The organism is Haloferax sp. Atlit-6N, assembly GCF_003383195.1.
In the GTDB taxonomy this organism is placed as follows: Archaea; Halobacteriota; Halobacteria; order Halobacteriales; family Haloferacaceae; genus Haloferax; species Haloferax gibbonsii.
In genome coordinates, this window is the sequence record NZ_QEQJ01000005.1 from 83,193 (window position 1) to 107,496 (window position 24,304).

Genomic DNA, 24,304 nt, shown 5'->3' on the forward strand with positions numbered 1-24,304 from the left:
AGAGGGATAGGCCCGCGCCAGCCGCCGTGGACACCAACCCCGTCAACTAGCCGCTCCCCAGTTCTCATTCGTCCACAGTCGGTCCGTCGCTCTCGACGGGGGCCGAAAGCGACTGGGTGCCTTCAGCCATCGAAATATCGGCGTCCCGAATTTTCGAGGGCGGCTTCGACGGTGTCTGCGCGCCCTCGGCTTGTCCGAGGCTGTCGGCGTCCACTCCCGACGGGTCGAGGAGCCAGGGGAAGAGTATCCGACCGAACTCGAACACCGCGACGAACAGGAGCGGTGCCAAGAAGATGCCGTACCAACCGAAGAGAAGCGGTCCGATGGTGTACGCGAGCATCACTGCGCCGACGTGGAGCGTCCGGCCGCTGACGTACGGACGGAGGAGTTGGTCGGGGACGTAGTCCACGATGACGAAGGAGACGGCGAAGAACGCGATGGGAAACCAGACGACGTCCGGGTCGAGCCAGAGTGCCCGTCCGAGGAGGTACGCGCCGACCGGCCACGTGACGAGCTTGATTCCGATGACCGGAATAAGGCTCGCCGCGCCCACGAGGAGGCCGAGGAACGCCGCCTCCGGGATTCGAGTGGCCGCGGGCGCGAAGACGTTGAGCAGGGAGTACGTCGTCGAGGCGAGCACTCCCGTAAGAAGCGCGTTCAGGATGTTTCCGAAGTAGACGTTGTGAAGGTCCCTGTCGACCCGAACGAAGTAGGCGTCCAGGTGGCCGTCCTCCTCAACGAACGTGTTTCGAGCCCACCGAGCGACGCGGTAGTCGTCCCTGAGCAGGTAGAAGACGATGATGAGGACGACGAACGCGTGGATACCCACGTTGACGGCGACACCGACCCAGCCAAGTATCGACCCGACGACGTCCCCGGCGAAGCTTCCGAGGTCGACGTCGGCGAGCCGACTCGGGTCTCTGATGACCGCCTCGGTGAACGCCCCCAGTTGGCTCAGCAGGGACGTGAGGTCGAGGTACGGCTGGACGAACGCCTCGACGTTCCCGAAGACGTCCGATTCGAGCAGGTCGTTCACCGACGTGACGAGGATGGTGAACGTCCAGCCGACAACGAACAGGAGCGGCAGCGCGACCGCGGTGAGCGTGAGAGCGACCGACACTGTGCGCGACTCGAACCGACCGTCGATGCGGCGTAGCACCGGGCGCGTCACGTAGTAGACAAACAGCCCCAAGACCACGCTGCCCACGTACCGCCACGCCACGTAAAGGAGACCGGTCACGGCGACGACGGTGATGAACCAGAGCGCCGCACGCTCGCGGTCGACCGCGGGCCACTCGACAGTCACGCTATCGATGGTCACGTTGATTCGCCCGAGTCGATTCGTATCGGGGGTATCGGACGCCGGTGAACTGGGACTGGATTCTTCGGCCATGGGACAGGTGTGAGACGGCGGTAACGGACGGTGTCGAGGACGCTGCGCGTGTCTCGCCTACGCGTGGGAGGATGCGAGGAGGTCAAATAGCTCTTTCTCGCGCCGTCTCTCGGCGACCTCCACGTCACCGGCGGCTGGCTGCCGCGGTTGAAGCGCCCGAATAGTCGGTCGGGGGCGACCCACGTCGCTATACTCGCCGCCCGCCAATCGTCAGAGCGCGGGCGACTGCGGCGGAGCGAAACGAGTACGGACAGTTCGTCAGATGGTGCGCCGAACGAGTCGCCGACGCCGGTGTCGAAGGCGGGCTACTCCGACTGGGCGGCCGGCGAGTCAGTCCCGCCGAACGGGCGTTCATCGACGCCATCGGAGAGTCGCTCTCCGTCGACGACGCGTCGAGCGAGACAATCGAGTAAGCTATCCTATCAAAGCACTCATATTTTTTGTCCCCTCGTGACGTTGTAGCCCGTATGCGACTCGTTCAGGTGCTGATACCACGGGGGAGACGAGAGAGCGTCCTTGAGTCGCTCGACGAGCAAGGCATCGACTACGCCGTCTTCGAAGAGGTCGGACGGGGCGACTTCGAGGCGATGGTGCAGTTTCCGGTCCCGCCCAGCGGCGTCGAGACGGTGATGGAGGAGTTGACGAACGCGGGTGTCCGAGACGACACCTACACCATCGTACTCCCCACCGAGACGGTCGTTTCGCAGCGCATCTCGGCCCTGAAAGAGCGCTTTCCCGGTCTCAGAATCTCCCGCGAGGAGCTTCACGCCCGAGCGGAGGACCTCGCGCCGGCGAACTCGACGTTTTTCAGCTTCTTGATACTCAGCACGATCATCGCCGCGACGGGCCTGCTGCTCGATTCCGCGGCGACGATTATCGGGGCCATGGTCGTCGCGCCGCTCATGGGACCGGCGGTCTCCGCGTCCGTCGGGGCGGTGCTGGCCGACCGACAGATGGCGTCTCGCGGCGTCGTCCTGCAGGTGTTGGGCCTCTTGGCGGCCATCGCGACGGCCGCGGTGTTCGGAGTAGTGCTCCAGGAGACGATACTCATCCCGCCGGGAATCGACATTCAAGCGATTCCACAGGTCGCAGAGCGGACCAGCCCGAACGTCCTGTCGCTCTTTCTGGCGTTGGGGTCGGGAATCGCGGGGGCGATAAGCATCATGCGTGGGTCCGGTTCGACCCTCGTCGGGGTCGCCATCGCCGTCGCGCTCGTCCCGCCGGCGGCGACGTCCGGCTTGGGGCTGGCGTTCGGTCTCCCGGGAGTCGCCGTCGCGGGCGCGGTGCTCGTCGTCATCAACCTCCTCGCAATCAACCTCTCGGCGCTGATTCTGTTCTACCTGTCGGGGTTCAAGCCGTTCGACACCGACCAACGGGAGCGGGTCAAGGCGTCTATCGCCTCCCGAATCGCCGTCATCGGGGTGGCTATCGCAGTCCTCTCGCTCGTCCTCGCCGGCGTGACGTACGCGTCGTTCCAGACCGCCTCGTTCGAGCAACAGACGCAGGTCGAACTCCAGCGACAGTTCGACGAGGCGGACATCGAGGGCGTCGAACTCGTCAGCGTCACGGTGGAGTACGAGCCCGCCGACCTGATTCTCGGGAACCAGCCGCGAGTCGACGTGCTGGTCGGGATTCCGCGCGACTTGCAAGCGCCGCCCGACCTCGCACAGCGGTTCGACGACCGACTGACCGAACAGTTCGACCGGGACGTGGTCGTCAGAGTCGGCTTCGTCGAGGCGCAGGTCTCCGACGACACGGCGACGAGAGCCTCGGTGAGTGGCTCCGCGTTCGACCGTACCGCGCGGTTCGACCGCACCACGCGGGGCCGCCATGCGTGAGCGAGGCGAACCGCGCGGCGTGAGCCGCCGCGGAAGGGTCTCGGCCCGAAACGGTCCGGAGGGCCGACCGTGACCGACTCGTACTACCTCATCAGCGACCTCCACATCGGCGGCGACGAGCAGCTGGGGCGCGTCGATTTCCTCGACGAACTGCTGTCGTTCCTCCGGACGCTCGAAGCGAGCGACGAGGACGCCGAGCTAATCATCAACGGCGACGCGTTCGGGCTGTGGGAGTTCACCGACGTCGACGGGCTCGACAAGTTCGACGCGCTCGTCGACCGCTACCCGGAGCTGTTCGAGCAGTTCGAAGCGACCGGCGACCGAATCCCCATCACGCTCATTCCCGGCAACCACGACTACGAACTCGCCGCCTACCCCGAGTACGTCGACCGACTGGCCGAGTTCAACGTCACGCTCCGACAGGAGGTCTCGCTCACCCGAAACGTCGGCGACCACGTCCTCTACGTCGAACACGGGATGCAACGGGACCCGAACAACCGGATTCCCGACTTCGGAAACCCCTACGCGAACCCGCCGGGGTACTTCGTCAACAGACAGCTCACGAGTCGCGCCGGCAGGCTCTCCGAGCGCGGGAAGTTCAACTGGCTCAAGGACATTCAGGCGGTGACGCCGATGACGCAGATTCCGGCGTGGATGCTGTCCAACTATTTCTATCGGGAGATGAGCCCGTGGCTCAGGTACGTCTCGGCCCCGTTTCTCCTCCTGTTCAACGTCGGGTTCCTCTACGTGCTCGCGTTCGCGCTCGACGCGACGGGGCTCTGGTCGCTTCCGATGGACCTCATCGAGCGGTTCCTCGGGCTGTTCGGCCCGGTTGGGCTGCTGGTCGACGTACTGCTGACCGCGAACCTCGCCGTCACGTTACTGCTGATACTCGTCGCGATACCGCTTTTCGTCTTCGCCAGAGACGTCCGAAAGACGCTCAGACGGTTCGGCATCGACCAGCCGGACGAACGGGACTCGGCGGACACCTATCTGGAGGGCGCGAGGGCGCTGTTCGCGTCGGACCCGGCAGTCGCCGTGTTCGTCTACGGGCACACACACCGACCCGCGGTCACCGAAATCGACGGCAGGGTCGTCGTCAACACGGGGACGTGGTTGAAGCGACTGCGACGCGTCGAGTCCGCGTTCGGCGTCCTCCCCCCGGTCTTCTACTCGTGGTACCAACTCAACTACGTGCGCGTGTCCGCGACGGAAGACGGCGGTGTCGCCGTCGACTACGAACTCGTCGCGAAGCAAGCGCCGGACGAGGAGACGTGGTTCCAGCGACTCGTCACGCCCGCACCGAAGCGGGACGACGCGATTCCGCCGCGGACCGTCGTCCGACCGACGGGAGAGCCGAGCGAAGCGGACGCCGAGTCCGACCCGAGCGGACGCTGACGGCTCGACTCGACCCGTCGGGTGAGAGGTAACGACATATTGCTCGGCGAACATAACTGTGGCATGGCACAGATGTCCAGAGACCAAGTGTGGACGGTGGTCGACCCGGAATCGGAAAACCGGTGGGGCGAGCGGTTCAGCCGACTCGTGTTCCTCTTGGCTTCGGCGAACGTCGTCGCCGTCGTTCTGTCGACCGTCGAGTCGCTTTCGGTACGGTTCGGCGTCTACTTCGACGGCCTGCTCGTCGTCTCCATCGCCCTGTTCACGGTCTTGTACGTCGTTCGACTCTGGGCCGCCGGCTCCGACGCCCCCGAGTCTGGTCGGCACAGTCGGGTCGCGTTCGTCCGCGACCCCATCGCGGTCGTCGACTGCTTCGTCATCGTAACGTTCTGGGTCGGACTCCTCTTCGAGATACGGCTGTTCGAGTCGGGACTGTTCCGCGTCTTCTGGCTGGCTCGCGTCCTCAATCTCTCGTGGTTCAGGCGCTCGCGGGGGCGGTTCAAGCGGGTCATCGACGCACAGCGCTCCGACCTCGGCGTCGCGTTCAGCGGGGCCGGAATGCTGGTCCTCGTCTCGTCGACGCTCATGTACTTCGTCGAGGGGAACGTCCAACCGGAGGCGTTCTCGTCGATTCCGGAGACGCTCTGGTGGGGCATCGTGACGCTCACCACGGTCGGGTACGGTGACGTGGTTCCCGTGACGCCGCTGGGCCGTCTGCTCGGGGCGGTGACCATGCTGGGCGGCGTCGCCTTCTTCGCGCTCCCGTCGAGCATCTTGGCCGCGGGATTTTTCGCAGAGCGAACGGGAGAGCGGATGCAACCGGGCGAACGGACACGACCGGGAGAGGGGCCGAGGTTCGAGTGGTGTCCGTACTGTGGCGAGTCGCTCGACGCGGAATCGTCTCACGGCTGAACCGAGCCGGCCGGGAGACCAGCGCCGCTCCGGTCTGTCAGAGAGATTTATTGAGTGAGGCGTGCTATCGAAGGGCAATGGACGCAGACGCGAACGCTCACGTTCTCGAAGGAGGAGGAGCGGCGGCGACCGGTTCGGCGGGAGGGTTGGCGTACTGGGGCCCCGCGGTGGCGGTGAGTCTCGCGATGTTCATCGGCGTCATCGATTCGACGCTCATGAACGTCGCGATTCCGTCCATCGTCGCCGACCTCGACACGACCGTCACGGTCGTACAGGGCGCGATTTCGTTCTACGCGATGGTCATGGCGGCGCTGATTCTTCCCGGCGGCAAGCTGTCGTCGATGTACGGGATTCGCCGACTGATGACCGCGACCCTACTCGTGTACGGCGTCGGGACGACGCTGGCGGCGCTGAGTTGGAACGTGGTCGTCCTGTACGTCGGCTGGTCGGTCATCGAGGGGGCCGCCGCGGCCGTGTTGCTCCCGCTGACGTTCACCGTCCTCCTCGTCAGCTACGAGGGCGCGGACCGGGCGAAAGCCCCCGGCATCCTCGCCGGGGTGAACGCGGCCGGGGCCGCGTTCGGGCCGCTTTTGGGCGGCGCGGTCACGACGTTCGCCAGCTGGCGATGGGGGTTCGGCGTCGAGGTACTGATCGTCCTCGTCGCGCTCGCGTTCGTCCGGTATCTCCCCGAGGAGTCCCTGAGCGAGACGCGGACGAAACTGGACGTCGGCGGGACGCTCCTCTCGGTAGTGGGGACGACCGCTCTCGTCGCCGGCGTGCTGCTGGCCGGGCGGTACGGCTGGATATCGGCCCGCCGGCCGTTCGCCGTCGGCGACGTTCGACTGGACCTGTTCGGCGCGTCGCCGACCGTCTGGCTCGTCGGCTTCGGAATCGTCGTGTTCGCGGCCTTCGTCCAGTACGAACGCCGCGTCGAGCGCGAGGGCGGGTCGCCCCTCGTCCCGGTCCGCCTCCTGTCGAACGGCCCGTTCACGGCCGGCATCGCCACGAACGCCGCGCGGTCGCTGGTCCTCGCGGGATTCATCTTCGTCGTTCCGGTCTTCCTCCAGTCCGGGGCCGGCTACACCGCGTTCGAGACCGGGGTGGCGATGCTTCCGTTCTCCGTCGCGACGTTCGTCGCGTCCATCTTCACGACCGACTGGCGGCGGTTCGTCGCACCGAAACTGCTGATTCAGGGCGGCGTCGTCCTCATGGGACTCGGCGTGCTCGCGCTCGTGTCGCAGACGGCGCTGGACGCGACGGTCGCCCAACTGGCGGTGCCGATGGCGCTCGTCGGACTCGGCCTCGGGTTCGTCATGGCACAGCTCATCGACATGACGCTCTCGTCGGTCGACCAGCGGGACTCGGCGGCGGCGTCCGGCCTCCTGAACGCGACGATGATGCTCGGCTACTCGTTCGGGACCGCTATCGTCGGCACGTACCTGCTCAGGGGGTTTTACGGCGGCGCCGTCGACGGGGTGTTGACCGCCGCGGGCGCGGGCGTGTCGGCGAGCGACCGAGGGGCGCTCGTCATCGCGCTCGAAGACGCCGCGGAGACGGCGACCAAAGAGACCCAGCGGGCGGTCCTCGACGGTCTCGCTCCGGCACAGCGGGAACTGCTGGCCGACGTGTTCGACGCCGCGATAGTGCAGGCACAGCGGGAGACGCTGCTGCTCCTCGCGCTGTTCGTGTTACTCGTGCTCCTCGTTTCGACGCTCCTCCCGGGCGGTGAGACCGACAGCGGACCGTGAGCGCAGCGGCACCGTTCTCCCGAGGAACTGAACGGAATAGACGTCCGCACGGCCCGACTTCAGACGGGGAGCCATCGATGGGACATCCGGCTAGCTAAAATCTTCAATTTGATAATTTTAATTTCATCAGTAGTGCGTGTTTTCCAAATTACCATCCACTATACAATAGTTTGTATTTCTGGAATGCAAGATAGAAACACTGTATTGAAGTAGCAGAGAAAAATCTATTTTCGTCACAGATAGTAGTGTCTACTACAGACATTAGTCATAATTTCTCTTGCTCGTCTGCTGTAAGATTTACACCGTATATTCCGTTTTTATACGAAATTATTATATCTTCATCCAGACAGTCTGAATCGCCTAATTATCGGTGGTGAAACCGAATTCGGCAGGGAAATGACATCGAAGGGAACCACAGGGAAGGTTGCGGCGGACAGGGAGGCGAACAGCAGGTGACGCAGAGACCACGGATAACGCGACAGCAGGCCAACACGCTCCTTCTGACGCTCGTGACGGTGATTTCGCTCGTCGCGTGGGTTCCGGTCGGCGCATCGGCGGTCGCGAACGGCGCGGATATCTCGTATACGAACCTCTCGGTGACGCCGACGACGCTCTACGAGGGAAGCGCCGTCACCGTGAACGTCACCGTCGAGAACACCGGCGGGACACAACAGTCGTACAACGCGACGCTCACCGTCGACGGCGACGTCGTGGCGTACCAAACCGGGACGCTCAACGCGGGCGCGACCGAACAGGTCACGTTCACGAAGACGCTCTGGGGGGCGGGCACGTACGACGTCGCCGCCGGGGGACTCGCCGCACAGACCGTGACCGTCGAGGAGGCCAACGCGAAATTCCACGGCGGACCGGGGAACCACGGCTACTACCCGAATCAAGAGGGGCCGCTCACGGAACCAGTCGAAGTGTGGAACATCTCGGACGGAGCCCCGCAGGTGATGCAACCGACCATCGTGGGCGACACGCTCTACACCGCCTTCCACAACGGCGGCAGTCTGTACGCGTTAGACCCCGAGACGGGCGAAGAGAAGTGGAACGCGACGCCCGGCGGCCTTGACGGGTCGACGTGGACCACGCCCGCCTACGCCAACGGCGTCCTCTACATCGGAAGCAACAACCACAAGCTACACGCGATAAACGCGACCGACGGCACCGAAATCTGGAGCTACGGGACGCAGACGAACGTCCGGTCGGCCCCCGCGGTCGTCGACGGCGTCGTCTACTTCGGAAGCAACGACGGGAACCTGACCGCGGTGGACGCCGACACCGGCGAAGAACTCTGGTACTACACGATGTACCAGCCGGTGCTGGTGGAGTCGAACCCCGCGGTCGTCGGCGGCGTCGTCTACGTGTCGGGCGACGACGACAACCTGACCGCGCTGAACGCCACCACCGGGGCGCGACTCTGGAACTACACGCTCATCGACGAAAGCCAGTCGGGTCCGACCGTCGCGAACGACACGGTGTTCGTCGGGAGCGATAGCACGGCGGGCGAAACCGGCGGAACCGGGAGAGTGTACGCGATAAACGCGACCGACGGCACCGAGCGCTGGAACTACTCGATGCCGGGGGACGTGGATTCGAGTCAGGTGTACGCCGACGGCGTCGTCTACGCCGGGAGCCGCGGCGGCGAGCTCGTCGCGCTGGACGCCGACGACGGCAGCAGACTCTGGAACGCGACGGGGAGCAGTTTCCGCGGCGCGCCGGTCGTCGCGGGCGACGTGCTCTACATCTCGGATTTCGGTAACGACACCGTCCACGCGTTCAACGCGACCGACGGCACCGAGCGCTGGTGGTACGACTCGCCGGTGAACACCCTCTACCCGACGCCGCTCGCGTGGAACGGCTACCTCTACTACGGCAGCGGCAGCCAGTTCCACGCGCTCGCGGAACCGGCACCGGCCGTCTCGGCGGTCAACGCGACGAACCCCTCGGGACAGAACCTCTCGGTGTCGTTCGACTCGTCGCAGGAGCTGGTGAACATCTCGGTCTCTGTGTCGGGACCGGGTTCGACGACGTTCACCGAGGGCGACTTCGCGGAGTCGGGAACCGGCCCGTACACGTACGCGCTCGCGTCGCCGTACGAGACCGGAACCGACGGCACGTACACCGTCACGGTCCGGACCGCCGAGAACGCCGACGGGAAAGACGGGGCCGGAAACGAGTCCGACAGCGTCACAATCGATACGGCCGCACCCGCCGTCGATGCGGGCGAGGACGCGACCGTCGACGAGGACGTCGCGCTCGACTTCAACGCGACGGCGACCGACGCCGTCGGCGTCACGAGCACGTCGTGGGACTTCGGCGACGGCTCCGCGAACGAGACGGGCGAGAACGCGACCCACACCTTCGCCGACCCCGGGACGTACACGGCGACGTTCACCGCCGCCGACGCCGCGGGGAACGAGGAGACCGACTCGCGGGTCGTCACCGTCAACGACACGACCGCACCCGCCGCCGACGCCGGGGTGAATCGGACGGTCGACGAGGACACCGCCGTCAGTTTCGACGGCTCGGCCTCCACCGACAACGGAGCAATCGCCGCCTACGAGTGGGACTTCGGCGACGGCTCCGCGAACGTCACGGGCGAGGACGTGACCCACGCGTTCGCCGACCCCGGAACGTACACCGTCAGCCTGACCGTGACCGACGGCGGCGACAACGCCGATTCCGACTCGCTCGTCGTGACGGTCAACGACACGACCGCACCCGCCGCCGACGCCGGGGTGAACCAAACGGTCGACGAGGACACCGCCGTCGAGTTCAACGCGAGCGGGTCGGTCGACGCTTCGGCAATCGACTCGTACGAGTGGGAGTTCGGCGACGGCTCCGCGAACGCCACGGGCGAGAACGCGACCCACGCCTTCGCCGACCCCGGGACCTACACCGTCGTCCTGAACGTGACCGACACCGTCGGGAACACCGCGTTCGACACGCTCACCGTGACGGTCGACGACACGACCTCGCCGACGGCCTCCGTCGGAACGAACCAGACGGTCAACGAGGATACCGCCGTCAGTTTCGACGGCTCGGTCTCCACGGATAACGGGGCAATCGCCGCCTACGAGTGGGACTTCGGCGACGGCTCCGCGAACGCGACGGGGGCGACTCCGAACCACACGTTCGCCGACCCCGGAACGTACGACGTGGTGCTGACTGTGACCGACGGCGGCGACAACGCCGATTCCGATTCGCTGGTCGTCACCGTCAACGACACGACCGCACCCGCCGCCGACGCCGGCGATAACAGGTCGGTCACGCGGGGCGACGCGGTCGAGTTCGACGCCAGCGGCTCCGCCGACAACGGAGCAATCGACGCCTACGAGTGGGACTTCGGCGACGGGTCGAACTCGACGAACGCCTCCGAGACGCACAGCTACGACTCGACCGGGACCTACACCGTCACGCTGACCGTGACCGACGCCGCCGGCAACGTCGGGTCGGACACGGCGACCGTGACCGTGGCCGAATCGTCGTCCTCGTCCTCGTCCTCGTCATCGTCGTCGTCTTCGTCCTCGTCATCGTCGTCGACATCGGAGTCCTCCGAGGCGACCGGCGGTGACTCAGAGGTCGTCGTCGACACGAAGGGCGAAGGCACGAGTAAGCGGTCGAACGTGTCGGTCAGAAACGTCGACACGAGCCGCGCCGTCGTCATCGCGCTGGAACCGGTCGCGAACGACACCGAGACCGGGGCGGTCGAGAACGGAACGACCGGGACCGACGCGACCAACGACTCCGCCGAAGCGGCGGACGGGTCGGCCTCGCCCGCCCCGGAGAACATCTCGGTCGCACAGCTCTCGATGAACGTGAACAGCGGCGAGGACTTCACGCTGAACGTCACGACGTACGAGGCGGCCGACGACGAGGCCACGGGCGAGCGCTTCCAGCGCGAGACGGGCGCGACGTCGGCGGGCTACGTCGTGGTCAACCACTCGATACACGACGACGACATCGAGGACGTGACGTTCACCTTCAGCGTGCGAAAGCGCTACTTCGAGACGACGGGCATCAGCCCGGAGTCGGTCGCGCTCTACCGCGACGAGCACACGCAGTGGCGCAAGCTCGACGCAAGCCTCGTCGAGGAGTCCGAGACGCACTACGTCTTCGAGGCGACCTCGCCGGGCCTGTCGCTGTTTACCATCGGCTCGACCGTCCCCGTCTTCGAGACGACCGCCGCCGAAGTCACCGAGACGAGCGTGTCGGTCGGTCAAGCGGTCGAAATCGCGGTCGACGTGTCGAACCTCGGCGGCGCGGGCGGAGTCCACGCGCTCGACTTACTGGCCGACGGCGAGCGCGTCGCCGGCGAGACCGTCGAACTCGGCGCGTTCCAGAACGGGACGGCCACGCTCAGCTACGCCTTCGACGAGCCCGGGACGTACGAACTCGCGGTCGGCGAACAGGTCGTCGGCACCATCACCGTCGAAGCGCCGCAAGCGGCTCAGACGGCGGCGTCGGTCGACGGGGCGGACCCCGACGCTGACGACAGTTCCGGAGACGGCGACAGCGCCGGGTGGACGATTACCGTCGTCGTCGCCGTCCTGTTGGCCGCCGGACTGGGCGTCGCCTACCGGCGGCGGGAGCGCGACGAGTAGCCGCGGAGCGGTCCACTCTTTTCGGCGGGTCGTGTACAGAACAGTTAGACAATTGGTACTATTGGACGTATAGAAAACCACAGCCGTCCCGGTCGAGTCCGTCGTCAGCGCTGCTCGCGGACGGCTTCGACCGAGGCGAAAAAGCCGAAGTACGCGACGACGCCGGCACCCAGACAGAGGTAGAAGGCCCACTGCGGTCCGTCGAGCACGTCGAACAGGACCGAGACGACCGTCACCCACGCCAGGGCGAACAGCAGGTCGGTCAGCATCCCCGAGCGGTGTTCGCGCACGTGGGTTCGAATCGTCTCCGCGAGGCTCATCGGCGGGTCACCCCGTCCGGAGCCGCGGGTGGCGTGGTCGTCCTCGCGTGGGTCGTGTTGTACATGGCTTACGCTTCCGCTTCTGTTTCCGCTTCCTTTTCGTGGACGTCGACGACGAGCACCGGAAGTCGGGTCCGCCGCAGGACGCGTTCGGTCACGCTCCCGAGGACGACACGGGAGAGACCGGAGCGGCCGTGAGAGCCCATCACGACGAGGTCGATGTCGTTGTCCTCGACGAACTTCCTGATGGCTCGCGCCGGTTCGCCCGCAACGACGTGTTCGCGGACGGCCAGACCGTGCTCGGTTGCGGCGTCGGCGACGTACCCCGTCGCCTTGTCGGCCGCCTCCTTCACTTCGGGCATGTCGTCGAGGCGGCCCTGTCGGATGCGGTCGACCTGTTCCGTCCCCAGCGAGTAGCTGGTGGCGTCCACGTCGACGACGTACAGCGCGTGAACCGTCGCCCCGTACTTCGACGCGATGTCGACTGCCTGTTCGACGGCGTACTCCGCCGCGTCGCTTCCGTCAGTCGGAATGAGGATGTGTTCGTACATTGGTTAGTCGTCCGCGGGGGACTGCCCTCCGTCTGCGCTCATGACCACGTCTTCTGCGGACTGTTGCTGACCCATCGGTTCGGGGCTGTGACACTGCCGAACCATCTTCTTGATTCGCTCCGGCGGTTCGTCCGTCGCCATCGAGACGGCGATGGTGATGACGAACACCAGCGGCGTGCCGACGAGCGCCGCGCCGATGGCCGGCACGAACTCGGCGAAGGCGTCGCTGAAGTGGAAGATGAGGTCGTTGACCACCGCGGCGACCCAGAGCGCGAGGCCGACGCTCATACCGGCGAGCGCGCCCTGACGGTTGGTGTTCTCCCACCAGAGGCCGAGGAAGAACATCGGGAACAGCACGATGGCCGCGAGCGAGAACGCGAGCGCGACCAGTTCGCCGACGAGCGCGGGCGGGTCGAACGCGGTTATCGTCACGATGATACCGAGCGCGACGATGGTCGCGCGACCGACGAACACCTGCTGGCGCTGGGTCGCGTCGGGGTTGATGATGTTCGTGTAGATGTCGTGGGAGACGGCGGACGAGGCGGTGATGAACAGCCCCGCCGTCGTCGCGATGGCGGCGGCGATGCCGCCGGCCGCCACGAGGCCGACGAACCACGTCGGCAGGTTCGAAAGCTGCGCCGCGAGCACCACGATGAGGTCGCCCTCACCGCCGCTCATGCCGCCGTTGGCCGCGAACGTCGGGCCGTACTGGGAGGCGTCGTAGAGGTCGACGCCGAACGTCGCCAGCGCCGGGGCGCTCCAGTACAAAAGCAGGATGAAAAACAGCCCCCAGACGGTCGACTGACGCGCCGTCTTTTCGTTTTCGACGGTGTAGAACCGAACCAGCACGTGCGGGAGCCCGCAGGTCCCGAAGATGAGCGAGAACGCCGTGGCGATCCAGAGGTAGAACCCCGCGTTGGCGAACGGTTCGGAGAACTCGGCCGATAGCTCGCCGATGAGTCGGCCGTATTCGATTTGCGGGAGGACGGTCGAGTAGCCGCCGGTGAACCCGACGACGTAGACGGCCGTCAGGAACGCCACGATGAGGATGACGTACTGGACGGCCATGTTCTTGGTCGCGCCCATCATGCCGGAGATGGTCAGGTAGCCGACCGTAATCGCCATCATGATGATGACCATCGTGACGTAGTCGGTCCCGAAGACGTACAGTCCGACGAGGCCCATCCCGCGGGCCTGTCCGACCGAGTAGACGAACCCGATGAGAATGGTCGTTAGCGCGCCGATCGCCCGCGCCGTATCGGAGTTGAATCGGTCGCCGACGAAGTCGGGCGCCGTGTACTTCCCGAACCGACGCATCTGCGCGGCCAGGAAGATGAGGAGGACGAAGTACCCGGCCGTCCAGCCGATGATGAACGCGAGCCCGTAGAAGCCCGCGAGGGCGACCAGTCCCGCTAACCCGAGGTACGACGCCGCCGACATCCAGTTCGCGCCGATTGCCATGCCGTTTTCGACGTTTCCAATCGACCGACCGGCGACCCACATCCCTTCCGTGTCGGCGACCTTGAACACGTAGCCGATGGCAAGAAAGAGGGCCAACATCCCGACGACCATGATGGCCGGCACGAGTTTGAACGAGATGTTGAGCGCCTCGGGGAGCAGGTCGCCCGACTGGAGGAACACGCTCGCAGTCATTCGACGCTCCCCCCGTCGGTGACGGCGGCCTCGCCCTCACTCTTCGAGCGCGACTTCGAAGCCGCGTGGTCGATGCCGTACCGCCTGTCGAGTTGGTCGCGCTTGCGGGAGTATACGAACGCGAGGACGAGCGAACTGGTCGGCGACAACACGGCGACGAGGAAGTAGTGCGCCGGGAAGCCGATGACCGGGAGCTGTGCGGTCATCGTCGCCGGTGCGAAGTAGGTGAGAACCGGCGGTCCGAACGTGAGAAGCGCCCACGCGATGAACCCGGCCCAGATTATTTTCAGGTGGTCTCGCATGAACGGGGTGCTCGGTTTCAGCAGATTCACCTCCCTCGACAGGTAGTCTACCTCGTCGTGGTCGGGAGCTGTGCTCCGGTCGGTGTTCGCGGCGTGTGAGTCAATTTCTGACTCGGTTGATTCGCGTGACATAGATTGTTGGTCGTCTCGTAGTTACACTCGATACGGGCGGCCGAAGGCGGCCGCTCAGTCGCTCTGCGCGCGGACCTTCGCTTCTATCTCCCCGACGATTTCGGGGTTCCGGAGCGTCGAGGTGTTACCCAGTTCCGCGCCGTTCGCCACGTCTTCGAGCAGGCGACGCATGATTTTGCCCGAGCGCGTCTTCGGCAGTTCCGGCGTGAACACGACCTGTTCGGGTCTGGCGATGGGCCCGATGGCGTCCTCGACGCCCTCGATGATGCGCGCGCGGAGGTCGTCTCCCTCCTCGTACCCGTCTTCGGTGATGACGTAGGCGTAGACCGCCTCGCCTTTCACCTCGTGGTTGCCGCCGACGACCGCCGCCTCGGCGACGCCCTCGACGCCGACGATGGCCGACTCGATTTCCATCGTCCCGAGGCGGTGCCCCGAGACGTTGATAACGTCGTCCACGCGGCCAAGTACGGTGATATAGTCGTCTTCGTCCACTTTCGCGCCGTCCTCCGGGAAGTAGACCCAGTCGTCGGGGTCGTCGCTGTCGGTGTCGGAGTACTCCTCCCAGTATTCGGAGATGTAGCGCTCGTCGTTGTTGTAGAGCGTCCGAAGCATCCCCGGCCACGGCTTGTTCACCGTGAGATAGCCCGCTCGGCCGGGTTTCACTTCGTCGCCGTTGGTGTCGACGATTTGGGCGTCGATGCCCGGCAGCGGCGGCCCGGCCGACCCGGGTTTCATGTTCTTGACGCCCGGGAGAGTCGTTATCATCATGCCGCCGGTCTCGGTCTGCCACCACGTGTCCACGACCGGGCAGTTTTCGTTGCCGATGTGCTCGTAGTACCACTTCCACGCCCGCGGGTTGATAGGTTCGCCGACCGTGCCGAGCAAGCGGAGACTCGACAGGTCCCGCGATGCCGGGTACTTGCTGCCCCACTTCATGAACGCGCGAATCGCCGTCGGCGCGGTGTAGAAGATGTCGACGGCGTACTTCTCGACGATGTCCCACATCCGGTCGCGGTTGGGGAAATCGGGCGTCCCCTCGTACATCACCGTCGTCGAACCGAGCGCGAGCGGCCCGTAGACGATGTAGGAGTGACCCGTAATCCAGCCGATGTCCGCCGAACACCAGTACGTGTCCTCCTGCTCGATGTCGAGGACGGCGTGGGAGGTCCACGTCGCGTAGGAGAGATACCCGCCGGTGGTGTGTTTGACACCCTTCGGCTGGCCGGTGGTCCCCGAGGTGTACATCAGGAACAGCATGTCCTCGGCGTCGCGTTCGACGGGCTCGACGCGCTCGCCGCCCTGTTCGTCGAGGAGGTCGTCCCAGTCGTGCTGGTTGCCCTTCAGGTCGTGGCCGAAGCCGTCGTCGCCGAGGCGGTCGACGACGACCGTGGCGTCCACACCGTGGTCGACACTGTCGAGTCCCTCGTTGGTTTTGTCGAGGTGGTCGAGCGGGTCGCCGCGGCGGTAGTAGCCGTCGCAAGTGACGAGGAACCGGGAGTCAGCGGCGTTCATCCGCGTCGCCAGCGCCTCGGCGGAGAAACCGGCGAAGACGACGTTGTGGGGCGCGCCGATGCGGGCGCAGGCCAGCATGGCGATGGGCAGTTCGGGAACCATCGGCATGTAGAGCGTGACCACGTCGTCTTCCTCGACGCCGAGGTCGCGCAGCGCCGCCGCGAACTCGTTCACCTCGCGGTAGAGGTCCTGATACGTGTACGTTCGCGTCTCGCCGTGTTCGCCCTCCCACTTGATGGCGACCCGGTTCTTGTCCCCGTTTTCGACGTGCCGGTCGACGCAGTTGTAACAGGCGTTCAGTTCGCCGCCGGTGAACCACTCGTAGAACGGCGGGTTCGAGTCGTCCAGCACCTCGTCGTACTCTTCGTCCCAATCGAGCAAGTCGGCGGCCCGCTCCCAGCACTCGGGCCAGTTCTCCTCGAACTCGTCGTAGATGTCGGAGTCCGAGACGTTCGCTTGCGCGACGAACTCCTCGGAGGGTTCGAACTCGTCTTGTTCTTCCAGCCGTGCCTCCAGTTCGGTGTCACCCTGTGCCATATGTCGTGTTAACGAGCCACCACAAGGGGCATAAGTAGGGTAACTAATTATCGAAAATTAACATCACTATTATGAATAGCAGTCTAAACTCGGTTCGATAGGCTCCAGGGAGGGATACAGAAGATATAAACAACTATCGAGATGTATTGATAAAATTTCAGTCAATAATGAACGTTCGTGTGCTAACCGGTCGCACGCCTAAGGGTTTAGGGTCGAAGCGTGTTCGTCGCTGTCATCGTCGAAGAACGCGGTCATGAGTTTCTGCTGTGCGGTTCGGAGGTGCTGGTGGAGCGTCGGCGACGAGATGTCTATCGAATCGGCGAGGTCTTCGGCGGTACTACCGCGGGGCCACTCGAAGTACCCGGCGAGATAGGCCGCTCGCAGGACGGACTGTTGCTTGTCAGTGAGTCGCGCCACGAGCGACTCCCGAAAGTCGGCGGTGTTTCGCGTGGGCCGTTCGACCTCCTGTTTCGCGACGAGTTCGGTGGCGGGATACGCGTCGGTCAGGTCGGACATCACGTCTCGGAGCGGCGCTTCGTTCGAAAATTCGCCGACGAAACGGGCCACGCCGTCCTCCGCGACGAACCGCGAGACGGTTCCGTCGTAGGACGTGAGCGTCGTAATCGTCGACCCCGCGGAGAGCGCGACTTCGAGGAGCGACTCCGTTCCCCGGTCGCGGATCAGGCGGATGTGTTCGACGGCGTCCGTGGCTTGCAACTCGTCGAACACCGCGTCCGTCGTCGCCCCCCGAACGGTGAGAAAGCACAGCAGCGACCGCTCCTCGATAGGAACGACGCCGCGGAGTCGAACCGAACAACCGAGGTCCGCGGAGAGTCCGACGAGCACGTCCTGTTCGTCCGATGATTCGAACTCCAGTTGAACGACCGTGTCGGCGAGGAGTAGCTTCCGACGCTCCGCGGCGGCGATAGCCTGTCCGACGTGGCGGCCCAGCGTCACCAGTACGTCCGTCTCGGCGTCGGAGGCCGCTTCCTCAGCTAGCGCGACGTAGAGCGCGCCGTAGGCGGTTTCGCCGTGTACCAGCGGAACGACAGCGAGGTGGCCGCTCTCGGAGTTCGGCGGCAGGTCGATACGCACGGTCTGCACGGCACCGGTATCGCACGCGCGTCGAGCGAAGTCCGCGTCTCGACCGCCGAGCGAGCGACGAACCGCTTCGAGCGATTCCTCGTCGAGTCCGGCGACGGTGAGTTCCGCTCGCGCATCGGTTTCGTCCGACGCTATCCAAGCGAAACGGTAGTGGCTCGAATCGGCGAGTCCGTCACAGACGGCCTGTTCGACCTCGCCTCGCGTGTTCACCCCCGAGAGTGCCGACCCGACGCTTCGGGCGGTCTCGACGACCTGACGCACTCGGTCGGCATCGCCGCCCGCGGGACGCCCGCCGCTGTCGACGGCGTCCGGCGAGAGCGCATCGAGCACCTCGTCTTCGCTCGGTTCGTCGAGGAGCGGCGCGAGACTCTCGATGCGGTCCCAGCCGCCGATTCGCATGACGACGCTCGGCGGGACGCCGTCACCGAGCATCGTTCGGGCGAAGTGCCGACGCAGGTCGCGGGTCGAAACGTCCGCCAACCCCTCGCGGCCGGTTCGTTCGGCGGCCCGCGTTCCGACCGACGCCACGAGCATCTGCAGACGCCGCGGCGTGACCGGAAGTACCCGTTCAGTCTCGTCGATGTCCGTCGTCGTGACGTACTTGCGAACGTCGTGTTCGACCTCGTTCGGTAGGTACGCCTCCCGGCCGTCGGTCGGAACGGCGAGGAAGTGGAGCTCCGTTCCCCGGTGTCGCCGCTGGGTCACGTGTGCGGGTTCGAACTGACTCATCTCGGCCGGCGTGAGCCCGACTTCCGCGCCGAGTCGAAGCACGAGGTCCTCGCGGTACGTCTCGGTCGACCGTCGCAGTTGCTCGTACCCACCCGCGGACAACGGCGTCGGCTCGGAGTCTCCGCCCGGCATTCGTTTCGGAATAATATCGAAGAGCGAACTAAATCTTCCGGTAAAAGGAGAACGGAGACACAGAGAAGCCAGCGAGCGGGGAAGAACACCGCTCATCAGGGTAGAAACAAGATTTCGTAGAGAGAGTATTATCCGAAACGTCGTCAGCTGTCTCGGACGATGGATTCGAGTTCGCCGACGATTTCCGGGTTCTGAAGCGCGGACGTGTCGCCGAACTCCTCGCCGTTGGTGATATTCTCGAGAAACCGACGCATGATCTTCCCGGACCGCGTCTTCGGGAGGTCGGGCGTGAAGACGACGGCGTCCGGAGTGGCAATCGGACCGATGCGCTCGCGGACGTGCGAGCCGATTCGCTCGCGGAGGTCGTCGCTCCCGGAGACGCCCGTCTCCAGCGTGACGTACGCGTGGATACCGCCCGTGTCGGCGTCGTCGACGCTGACGACCGCGGCCTCGACGACGCCCTCGACGTCGACGATGGCCGACTCGATTTCCATCGTCCCGAGGCGGTGCCCCGAGACGTTGATGACGTCGTCCACGCGCCCGAGCACGGTGACGTAGCCGTCTTCGTCCACTTTCGCGCCGTCGCCGGTGAAGTAGTGCCAGCCGCCCACGTCGAGCTTCGCCGCCTCCTCGCCCCACCGCTGGCCGTGTCGCAGCGCGAGCGGCATGCCGGGCCACGGGCGAGTGAGAACGAGATACCCCGCCTCGTTCGCAGGGACTTCCTCGCCGCGGCCGTCGACGACCCGAGCGCCGACGCCCGGCAGCGGCGGCCCGGCGGTGCCGGGCTTCATGTTCTTGACGCCCGGGAGGGTCGTTATCATCATGCCGCCGGTCTCGGTCTGCCACCACGTATCGACGATGGGGCAGTTCTCGTTGCCGATGTGCTCGTAGTACCACTTCCACGCCCGCGGGTTGATTGGCTCGCCGACTGTGCCGAGCAGGCGTAAACTCGACAGGTCCCGCGACGCCGGGAGCGACGTGTCCCACTTCATGAACGACCGAATCGCCGTCGGGGCCGTGTAGAACACGTCGACGGCGTTCTCCTCGATGAGGTCCCAGATGCGGTCCTTCTCCGGGTAGTTCGGCGTTCCCTCGTACATGACCGTCGTCGTTCCGAGCGCCAGCGGGCCGTAGACGACGTACGAGTGGCCGCTAATCCAGCCGATGTTCGCCGTACAGAGATAGGTGTCCTCCGGCTTGAGGTCCAACACCGCCTGCGACGTCCACGCGACGTGGGCGAGGTAGCCGCCGGTGACGTGTTCGACTCGTTTCGGTTCGCCCGTGGTCCCCGACGTGTGGATGAGAAACAGCACGTCGTCGGCCGTCCGCTCGACCGGGTCGACCTCCGCGCCGGCGTGGGCGTCGACCAGTTCGTCGTAGGTGTGCTGTCCCGCTCCGAGGTGTGCGGTCTCGCCGAGGTGCTCGACGACGACCATCTCTTCGAGGTCGTGGGCGGCCTTGAGACGGGCGTCGTCGGCCTTGCTCTTCAGGAAGATGGCGCTCCCTCTCCGGTAGTAGCCGTCGCAGGTGACGAGGAACGCCGAGTCCGCGCTCTCCAGTCGCGTCGCCAACGCGTCCGCCGACAGTCCCGCGAAGACGACGTTGTGGGGCGCGCCGATACGGGCGCACGCGAGCATGGCGATGGGCAGTTCGGGAATCATCGGCATGTAGAGCGTGACCACGTCGTCCTCCTCGACGCCTTGCGCGCGGAGCGCCGCCGCGAACTCGTTGACCTCGCGGTAGAGGTCCTGATACGTGTACGTTCGCGTCTCGCCGAGGTGGCTCTCCCACTTGATGGCGACGCGGTTCTTGGCCCCGGCTTCGACGTGCCGGTCGAGGCAGTTGTAGCAGGCGTTCAACGTCCCCCCGGCGAACCACTCGAACGGGGGTTCGTCGGCCGGAAGGACCGACTCGTAGGGGTCGAACCAGTCGAGCGTCGCCGCCGCTCTCCCCCAGCAGTCGGGCCAGTTCTCCTCGAACTCGCCGTAGACGGAGTCGTCGGTAACGGTGGCCTGTTCGACGAACGACGCCGGAGGCGGTATCTCCTCGTCTTCGGCCATCCTCGTTTCGAAGTCCGGCCCACGACGGTTCGACATACAGGAGGTACGTCGGCCTCATCGCATTAAAACGTTCGTCGGGGTGTGCGACTCGGGCTCCCGATGGCGTCCGCCAAGCTTCTTGTGTCAGCCAGTCCCAGCCCACGTATGCCACATCCGACCGCGTTCTCCCGACCCATCGGGAGCGAGCGCGTCGCGGGAACCCGCGAGTCCGTCATCCGGGAGATGACCCGCGAGGCGCACGAGCACGACGCCATCAACCTCTCGCAGGGCATTCCCGACGAGGACGAGACGCCGGCGAGCGTGAAGGAGGCCGCCAAGGAGGCAATCGACACGTCGAGCCAGTACACCATCACGTGGGGGCTCCCGGAACTCCGCGAGGCGGTCTCGGAGCGCTACGCCGAGTGGAAGGGCGTCCGCTACGACCCCGAAACAGAGGTCACCGTCACCACCGGGACGAGCGAGGCGGTGGTCTCGACGCTCCTCGCGCTCTGCGACCCCGGCGACGGCGTCATCTACTTCGAGCCGACCTACGAGAGCTACATCCCGGCCGTCCAGTTCGCCGGGGGAGAGCCGATGCCGCTCGACATCACCGACGGCCTCGAACTCGACGCCGACGCGCTGTGGGACGCCGCCGAGGACGCGTCCATGCTGATTCTCAACCACCCCCACAACCCGACGGGGAACGTCTTTTCGCCCGCCGAACTCGAACTCGTCGCGGAGGTCGCCGAGGCGGAGGACCTCGTCGTCGTCACCGACGAGATATACGAGCACATCGTCTACGCCGACGACTACGTCAGTCCGGTCGAAATCGACGGACTCGCGGGCCGGACCGTCGTCTGCACGGGGCTGTCGAAGACGTACTCCGTGACGGGCTGGCGCGTCGGGTTCGCGCTCGCGCCCGAGGCGCTGTCGGCCGAACTCCGGAAGGTCCACGACTACACGAGCATCTGCGCGCCGACGCCGTTCCAGCGGGCGGGGGTGGAGGCGCTGTCGCTCCCGGCGGACTACTACGACGACCTCTCGGACTCGTACGAACGCCGCGGCGAACTGCTGTACGACGGGCTCCGGGATGTGGGCCTCGACCCCGTGAAACCGGACGGCGCGTACTACATGCTGACGCGCTATCCGGGCGACGCCGACGACGCCGAGTTCGCGCACCGACTCGTCCGCGAGGCCGGCGTCGCGGTCGTCCCCGGGAGCAGTTTCTACACCGAGGGGTCCGCGGACTGGGTCCGGTTTACCTTCTCCCGCAACGAGGCGACCATCGAGGAGGCGCTGCGACGGCTCGACGAGAACCGCTTCTGGTAGGTCCGGTCGTCCCGGCTCGGCGGTCCGCAGGCGGCGGTTAGGCGTCGTCGGACGACGCCGAGCTCGACGCCTGAACCGGGTCCTCGGCGCGTTCGACGCCCCGAATCACGAACCGAGCGCCGGCGTCCGCGGCGTCCTCGTAGCCGACCGACCAGTCGTGGGCGTCGGCGATGGTGCGGACGATCGCGAGGCCGAAGCCGGTGCCGTCGGCCGCGGTCGTGAAGCCGGATTCAAAGAGCTTCGGGCGGTCTTCCGACGGGACACCGGGCCCGTCGTCTTCGACGTAGAAGCCGTCCCGAGTCGCGCCGACGGTGACGGTCACGCCGTCGCCGGCGTGCTCGACGGAGTTCCGAAACAGGTTCTCGAACAGTTGGAGGAGCCGAGTCCGGTCCGCCATGAACGACGCGCTTTCGGCCACCTCGAGCGCGGCCGATTTGGTGTCGACGTTCGCCCACGCCTCGGTCGCCACGGCGTCGAGCGAGACCGTCTCGCGCTCGTCGACCGTGCCGCCGCGGGCGAGCGCGAGCACGTCGGTGATAATCTCGCCCATGCGGTCGTGGGCCGCCTCGATTCGCTCGACGTGGTCCGGGTCGGGGCGCTCCGCCCCCTTCACCAGTTCGAGGTAGCCCTCCGCCACGTTCAGCGGGTTGCGCAGGTCGTGCGAGACGACGTTCGCGAACGTTTCGAGCTGCTGTTCGTGCTTGCGCCGGTCGGACACGTCGTGGGCGTTGACGACGACGCCGCCGACGACGGGGTCGTCCAGAAGGTTCCGACACCGGACGCTGAAGACGCGCCACCCGCGGGTCGAACTACGGAACCGGAGTTCGGCGGTGGCGTCCTCGTCGGGGCGCGCCAGCGCCTCCCGGAACGTCTCGACGGCGGCGTCCTCGTCGTCGGGGTGGAGGAACCGCGCCAGCGACCGAACCTCGCTCGGGTCCGCGTCGGCGCCGAGCGTCTGCGCGGCCGAGTCGCTCAGGTAGCTGACCGAGCCGTCGGCGTCGAGGACGAAGATGAGGTCGGAGGCGTTCTCCGTGAGCGCGCGGAACCACCGCTCGCGGACGCGGCGCTCGGTGATGTCGTGGAGGATGTGCAGGTGGCCGCGAACCGCGTCACGGCCGTCGGTCACGGCCGACCTGTCGACCTCGAAGTAGCGCGCCTCGCCGTTGTCGTCGACGACCCGGAGCTCCCCGTCGGTTTCGAGGGCCTCGGCGACCTCCGCGTCGAACACGTCGGCGACGGGCGTCCCCAGCGACGAGGGCTCCACGTCGAAAAGCGCCCTCGCCGACGGGTTGGTGTCGGCCAGCCGGTCCTTTCGGTCGACGACGATGACGGGGTCTGCCATCCGCTCGATGACGAGGTCCCGCGCGATGGGGCTGATGTCGAGGATTCGGTACCGCGAGAGCCCGATGGCGAGCAGCGACGACGTGGCGGCGAACGAGATGGCGATGGGGTTCGCGGGCGAAAACGGCGTCCAGAGATACACCGCGCCGACGATGGGGGGAACGAGAACCGCGACGAACAGAAGGAGCGCTTGCTTTCGGTATATCTGTCGGCTCCGCAGGCAGTGGATGCCGAGGACGACGAGCGCGGCCCCGACCGCGACGTAGCTGTAGACAATATCCACCCAGAACAACGGTCCGTAGACGACATCGGCCGTCGTGATTCCACCGGTGGTCGAAAACGACAGCGACTCCCACAGCAGCGTGTGGAGTCCGAGCGCGTTCGTTACCGCCCCCACGACGGTCAACGTGGGCCACACGGCGAACAGCGCGGCGGTGCGGCGAGAGACCAACCGCTCGTAGCCCGCGATTTCGAGGGCGAAAAGCAGGGTGAAAAAGACCGCCGCCTCCGCGGGTATCAAGATGAGAACGTACCACAGGAGGCGGGCGGACGCCGAGTCGGCGAGGAGGTAAAACGCCTCGACCAGCGCCCAGCCGCTGGCGCTCAAAGCGAGGGCGATGAACCACCGTCCGGTCGGTTCGTCGCGGTACTGCCAGCCGTAGCTCGCGACCCCGGCGGAAATCGCGGTCGCGAGGAGAAGCGCACCCACGTACGGTGACAGCGA

Annotated in this window: 15 protein-coding genes; 6 read left to right on the forward strand and 9 right to left on the reverse strand. The window is 65.9% G+C overall.

The window, feature by feature from the left end:
- Window positions 1-64: 64 nt before the first annotated feature.
- Window positions 65-1,321, reverse strand: coding sequence for an AI-2E family transporter (locus DEQ92_RS16445; protein WP_115805794.1), 1,257 nt, complete (start codon window positions 1,319-1,321; stop codon window positions 65-67).
- A 539-nt stretch (window positions 1,322-1,860) separates the two neighbouring features.
- On the opposite strand from DEQ92_RS16445, the gene DEQ92_RS16455 reads away from it, so the two are divergent.
- The 5 genes from DEQ92_RS16455 (at window position 1,861) to DEQ92_RS16475 (ending at window position 11,899) form a co-directional block, all read left to right on the forward strand.
- The gene (locus DEQ92_RS16455; protein WP_115805793.1) at window positions 1,861-3,231 is read left to right on the forward strand and encodes a TIGR00341 family protein; all 1,371 of its coding nucleotides are present in this window, start codon (window positions 1,861-1,863) and stop codon (window positions 3,229-3,231) included.
- A gap of 69 nt (window positions 3,232-3,300) precedes the next feature.
- Window positions 3,301-4,629: a metallophosphoesterase gene (locus DEQ92_RS16460; RefSeq protein ID WP_004977965.1), complete on the forward strand. Its 1,329-nt coding sequence runs from the start codon at window positions 3,301-3,303 to the stop codon at window positions 4,627-4,629.
- A 72-nt stretch (window positions 4,630-4,701) separates the two neighbouring features.
- Window positions 4,702-5,541: an ion transporter gene (locus DEQ92_RS16465; protein ID WP_115805829.1), complete on the forward strand. Its 840-nt coding sequence runs from the start codon at window positions 4,702-4,704 to the stop codon at window positions 5,539-5,541.
- A gap of 77 nt (window positions 5,542-5,618) precedes the next feature.
- Window positions 5,619-7,289: an MFS transporter gene (locus DEQ92_RS16470; RefSeq protein WP_115821135.1), complete on the forward strand. Its 1,671-nt coding sequence runs from the start codon at window positions 5,619-5,621 to the stop codon at window positions 7,287-7,289.
- 452 nt (window positions 7,290-7,741) lie between these two features.
- On the forward strand, window positions 7,742-11,899 hold the full coding sequence (locus DEQ92_RS16475) for a PKD domain-containing protein (RefSeq protein ID WP_115821136.1): 4,158 nt from the start codon (window positions 7,742-7,744) through the stop codon (window positions 11,897-11,899).
- A 104-nt stretch (window positions 11,900-12,003) separates the two neighbouring features.
- Here DEQ92_RS16475 and DEQ92_RS16480 read toward each other — a convergent pair whose 3' ends face one another.
- The 7 genes from DEQ92_RS16480 to acs (DEQ92_RS16510) form a co-directional block, all read right to left on the reverse strand.
- Entirely contained in the window at window positions 12,004-12,219 is a 216-nt protein-coding gene (locus DEQ92_RS16480; RefSeq protein WP_004977969.1) for a hypothetical protein, read from the reverse strand.
- 68 nt (window positions 12,220-12,287) lie between these two features.
- Window positions 12,288-12,770 carry a universal stress protein gene (locus DEQ92_RS16485; protein ID WP_004977972.1) on the reverse strand — a complete coding sequence of 161 codons (483 nt, stop codon included), beginning with the start codon at window positions 12,768-12,770 and terminating at the stop codon, window positions 12,288-12,290.
- A 3-nt stretch (window positions 12,771-12,773) separates the two neighbouring features.
- Window positions 12,774-14,423 carry a VC_2705 family sodium/solute symporter gene (locus DEQ92_RS16490; RefSeq protein ID WP_004977974.1) on the reverse strand — a complete coding sequence of 550 codons (1,650 nt, stop codon included), beginning with the start codon at window positions 14,421-14,423 and terminating at the stop codon, window positions 12,774-12,776.
- Window positions 14,420-14,857, reverse strand: a complete 438-nt coding sequence (locus tag DEQ92_RS16495; RefSeq protein WP_004977976.1) for a DUF4212 domain-containing protein — start codon at window positions 14,855-14,857, stop codon at window positions 14,420-14,422. The genes DEQ92_RS16490 and DEQ92_RS16495 overlap by 4 nt, the downstream gene beginning before the upstream one ends.
- A 54-nt stretch (window positions 14,858-14,911) precedes the next feature.
- Entirely contained in the window at window positions 14,912-16,906 is a 1,995-nt protein-coding gene (gene acs, locus DEQ92_RS16500) for an acetate--CoA ligase (protein WP_050460388.1), read from the reverse strand.
- 198 nt (window positions 16,907-17,104) lie between these two features.
- Window positions 17,105-18,871, reverse strand: coding sequence for a bacterio-opsin activator domain-containing protein (locus DEQ92_RS16505; RefSeq protein ID WP_050460387.1), 1,767 nt, complete (start codon window positions 18,869-18,871; stop codon window positions 17,105-17,107).
- A gap of 143 nt (window positions 18,872-19,014) precedes the next feature.
- Entirely contained in the window at window positions 19,015-20,931 is a 1,917-nt protein-coding gene (gene acs / locus DEQ92_RS16510) for an acetate--CoA ligase (RefSeq protein WP_004977982.1), read from the reverse strand.
- Between the two features lie 144 nt (window positions 20,932-21,075).
- On the opposite strand from acs (DEQ92_RS16510), the gene DEQ92_RS16515 reads away from it, so the two are divergent.
- Entirely contained in the window at window positions 21,076-22,239 is a 1,164-nt protein-coding gene (locus DEQ92_RS16515; protein ID WP_115821137.1) for a pyridoxal phosphate-dependent aminotransferase, read from the forward strand.
- 37 nt (window positions 22,240-22,276) lie between these two features.
- Here the strand turns inward: DEQ92_RS16515 and DEQ92_RS16520 are convergent, their stop codons facing one another.
- Entirely contained in the window at window positions 22,277-24,289 is a 2,013-nt protein-coding gene (locus DEQ92_RS16520) for a histidine kinase N-terminal 7TM domain-containing protein (RefSeq protein ID WP_115805828.1), read from the reverse strand.
- Between the last annotated feature and the right edge of the window lie 15 nt (window positions 24,290-24,304).

What these genes read in the sequence shown, in the direction of transcription:
- DEQ92_RS16470 (WP_115821135.1), top strand. Translation starts at nt 5,619, where the DNA reads ATGGACGCAGACGCGAACGCTCACGTTCTCGAAGGAGGAGGAGCGGCG.
- DEQ92_RS16505 (WP_050460387.1), bottom strand. Translation starts at nt 18,871, where the DNA reads ATGCCGGGCGGAGACTCCGAGCCGACGCCGTTGTCCGCGGGTGGGTAC.
- DEQ92_RS16455 (WP_115805793.1), top strand. Translation starts at nt 1,861, where the DNA reads ATGCGACTCGTTCAGGTGCTGATACCACGGGGGAGACGAGAGAGCGTC.
- DEQ92_RS16485 (WP_004977972.1), bottom strand. Translation starts at nt 12,770, where the DNA reads ATGTACGAACACATCCTCATTCCGACTGACGGAAGCGACGCGGCGGAG.
- DEQ92_RS16480 (WP_004977969.1), bottom strand. Translation starts at nt 12,219, where the DNA reads ATGAGCCTCGCGGAGACGATTCGAACCCACGTGCGCGAACACCGCTCG.
- DEQ92_RS16465 (WP_115805829.1), top strand. Translation starts at nt 4,702, where the DNA reads ATGTCCAGAGACCAAGTGTGGACGGTGGTCGACCCGGAATCGGAAAAC.
- acs (WP_050460388.1), bottom strand. Translation starts at nt 16,906, where the DNA reads ATGGCACAGGGTGACACCGAACTGGAGGCACGGCTGGAAGAACAAGAC.
- acs (WP_004977982.1), bottom strand. Translation starts at nt 20,931, where the DNA reads ATGGCCGAAGACGAGGAGATACCGCCTCCGGCGTCGTTCGTCGAACAG.
- DEQ92_RS16490 (WP_004977974.1), bottom strand. Translation starts at nt 14,423, where the DNA reads ATGACTGCGAGCGTGTTCCTCCAGTCGGGCGACCTGCTCCCCGAGGCG.
- DEQ92_RS16515 (WP_115821137.1), top strand. Translation starts at nt 21,076, where the DNA reads ATGCCACATCCGACCGCGTTCTCCCGACCCATCGGGAGCGAGCGCGTC.
- DEQ92_RS16495 (WP_004977976.1), bottom strand. Translation starts at nt 14,857, where the DNA reads ATGTCACGCGAATCAACCGAGTCAGAAATTGACTCACACGCCGCGAAC.